Source organism: Streptomyces palmae, assembly GCF_004684805.1.
In the GTDB taxonomy this organism is placed as follows: domain Bacteria; phylum Actinomycetota; class Actinomycetes; order Streptomycetales; family Streptomycetaceae; genus Streptomyces; species Streptomyces palmae.
This window is the reverse complement of record NZ_SRID01000563.1, coordinates 1-2,870: the sequence shown is the minus strand read 5'-3', so window position 1 is coordinate 2,870 and position 2,870 is coordinate 1. Positions and strand designations below refer to the sequence as shown.

At 71.4% G+C, this 2,870-nt stretch carries 3 protein-coding genes and 1 pseudogene; all 4 read right to left on the bottom strand.

Annotation, left to right across the window (positions count from 1 at the left end; genetic code table 11):
- A pseudogene (locus E4099_RS30930) lies at window positions 1-710 on the bottom strand (two-component sensor histidine kinase); the annotation flags it as partial.
- Entirely contained in the window at window positions 707-1,408 is a 702-nt protein-coding gene (locus tag E4099_RS30925; protein ID WP_135342414.1) for a response regulator transcription factor, read from the bottom strand. The gene E4099_RS30925 and the pseudogene E4099_RS30930, both read right to left, overlap by 4 nt.
- Before the next feature lie 78 nt (window positions 1,409-1,486).
- Window positions 1,487-2,248, bottom strand: a complete 762-nt coding sequence (locus E4099_RS30920; protein ID WP_135342413.1) for a hypothetical protein — start codon at window positions 2,246-2,248, stop codon at window positions 1,487-1,489.
- Window positions 2,249-2,260: 12 nt separating this feature from the next.
- Window positions 2,261-2,870 (bottom strand): RHS repeat-associated core domain-containing protein (locus tag E4099_RS34695; RefSeq protein WP_245245330.1); only part of this gene is annotated, 610 nt, incomplete at its 5' end.

The window sequence follows — 2,870 nt, the reverse complement described above, 5'->3', positions numbered from 1 at the left end:
GGCTGGGACTCGTCGCGGACGCCCAGCCGGACCTGGAGCCGGGGCGGTGTCACGGAGCGGGTGCGCTCGTAGAAGACCCGCCGCAGGCAGTCCTCGAGCCGCGGCCGGGACTCACAGGCCGTGGCCGCCGACGCGTCCTCCTGGGCGGTGCGCAGATCCTTCGACGCCGGCTTGGCACACTGCGGCGGCTGGTGGTCCGTACGCACCTCAGGCATCCCGTATGCGTCCGGCCGGGCCGTCAGCTCGGCCCCCGACCGGGTCAGACAGGCCGCGTAGCGGGTCGCGGCCCGGTACCGGAAGATCGAGACGATGGTGTCCTTGACCCCCACGCCCGGTGCCCGGCCTTCCAGGAACCGCGGCCGGGGCCGGGGATCCACCAGGACCGGGGGCTGCCCGCTCACCGGGCGCGGTTCGCGGCCCGCGAGGGCATCGGAGTCGGCGAGCAGCACATCGGCCTCGGTGGCCACCCGGATGCGCTGGCCGGTCTCCCTCGACAGCCGGCCCACCGTCGGCGCGACCCCCTGCCAGGAGCCGTGGGCGAACCCGTACGCGTGCAGCTCGGTGGTGATCCGCGAGACCTCCTGCCGACCCGCCGTCACCGAGTCGCGGACCTGCCGATTGGCCTGGCGCAGCGTCAGCCAGGCGGTGGCGGCGGTGGCGGCCATCGCGACCAGCATCAGCAGGCCCAGCACCCGCAGCCGGAAGCTCACCGCGGCCCACCCGCGGGGTCCGCCAGCCGATAGCCCCGCCCGTAGACGGTCTCCACCCGGCGCCGTCCGCCCGGCACCTTCTCCAACTTGCGCCGCAGGTTCATCACATGGGCGTCCACGGTGCGCTCCAGGACGTCCTGGTCGAAGCCGAAGACCCGGTCGATGATCTGCGTCCTGGTGAACACCCGCCCCGGCTCCTCGGCCAGCGCGGCCAGGATCGCGAACTCCTTGCCGGTCAGCGCCACGAGCTCGCCGGCCACCCGCACCTCGAAGCGGCGGGTGTCGATCTCCAGCTCCCCGACCGAGAGCACCGCGGGCGCGGGGCGCTCGGCCGCCCTCGCCCGGCGTAACAGCGCCCGCACCCGGGCGGCCAACTCCCGCGGGCTGTAGGGCTTGGTGAGGTAGTCATCGGCCCCCAGGTCGAGCCCCAGCAGCAGGTCGTCCTCCGTCGCGCGCGCCGTGAGCAGCAGGATGGGCACCTGGGACTCGGCCCGCAGGATCCGGCAGACGTCGAGGCCGTCGACGTTCGGCATCATCACATCGAGCACCAGGAGGTCGGGCCGGGAGGACCGGGCACGATCGATCGCGGTGCGGCCGTCGGACACCACCTGGACCTCGTTCCCCTCCCGCTCCAGGTAGATCCGTATCAGCCGCGCCTGCTTCACATCGTCCTCGGCGACCAGTATCCGTGCGCTCAACAGGAAGCCTCCTTCCCCCCGGGGGCCCCAAGGTACGTGATCTCCCACCCCCCGCGCGGCCGCTCCGGGGCCGGGAGATCACTCCTCGAACCACTCCCGGACGAGTTCCTGGATGTGCTCCCGCAGGACGGACCTGCGGTCCACCGCGCCGGCGTGCACCTCGATGCGTTCGGCCAGGGCTTCCAGCGCTTGCCTGAACTCGGGTTCCTCGTCCATGAGCCCGTCCAGGGCGGGGAAGGTGAGCAGCTCGTAGTACTCGGCCAGGATCTCCGCCAGTACGGGGTCGGCCGGGTACGGCGACGGTGTGCCGGAGTCCGGGCAGATGCGGGACTCCGGGGCGTCCATCATCCAGCCGGCCAGCAGGCCGTCCCCGAAGAGCAGGTGGAGACCCGGCGCCACCTGGACGCGCAGCCGGTCCGCCGCCGGACCGTCCGGCCGGTCGCGCAGGAGGATCAGCTCGCTGCCGCTGTAGCAGAGGGTGGTGGCCGGGTCCACGTGGAATCGCGCCTTCGGCTCGACCAGCCGGAGGGTGCCGGGCCTGGATTCCACGGACAACCAGTCCAGAGCCCGGCGGCGGTCCTGTGCCCGGTACTCCGGAACGCGCAGGTTCATCAGTCGCAGGAGTCCGCTCGACCGGTCGAAGCGGAACTCGTCCACTTCCACCGGCGAGTCCATGTCGACGCTGCCGTGGGTCTCCTCGAGGACGAGCCGCTGGTACGCGTCCGGGTCCACGGACGGCCCCGTGCTCACCCCCAGATGCCCCGGGAAGTAGCGGGGCGGTTCGGGGAACCCCGGGGCGTCGTGCAGTTCCACGAGGACCGATGGTTCAAGCCTGAGCATGTGTGCCATCCCTCAACCGCCCGGGAAGATCTCGATGCCGGGGGCGATCGGCTTGCCGCCCGTGGGAATCGTTCCGTTCAGAATCTGCTCCTTGGTGATCGGCAGGCCGGGATCCTCGGGGTTGCCGCCGAACGCCGACACTCCGCTGTCGTTGCGGGGCCCGCTCGGTCCGTAGCTGGTGACGATCTGACCTGCCCGGGAGCCGGGCCCCTCGGTGATGACGATGTCCTCGCCCTGGTGGAAGATCAGACGACCGGAGGTCCCTGTCGACTTGTAGACGCCGTCCGGGTTCGAGAGGATCTCCAGCTCCCGGTTGGGATCAAGGTGGCCATGGTAGCCGCGCGGTGAGCCCGGGTGGGGCTTGAGGAGTTTCCTGACCCCGTTCCTCGCCTTTTCGATGACCTTGTCGGCCGCCTTGGTGGCCCGGCAGCCGGCCAGCCCGAGCGGGTCCGTCCAGGTGTGCGGATTGTGGACGTACGCCGCCGGATTGGGTGCCGGAACGAGCCCCAGCGGGTCCGGGGTGATGTATCGGGCGGTCTCGGGGTCGTAGTGGCGGAAGTAGTTGTAGTGGAACCCGGTCTCGGGGTCGGCGTACTGGCCGGGGAAGCGGAGGGGGCAGCTG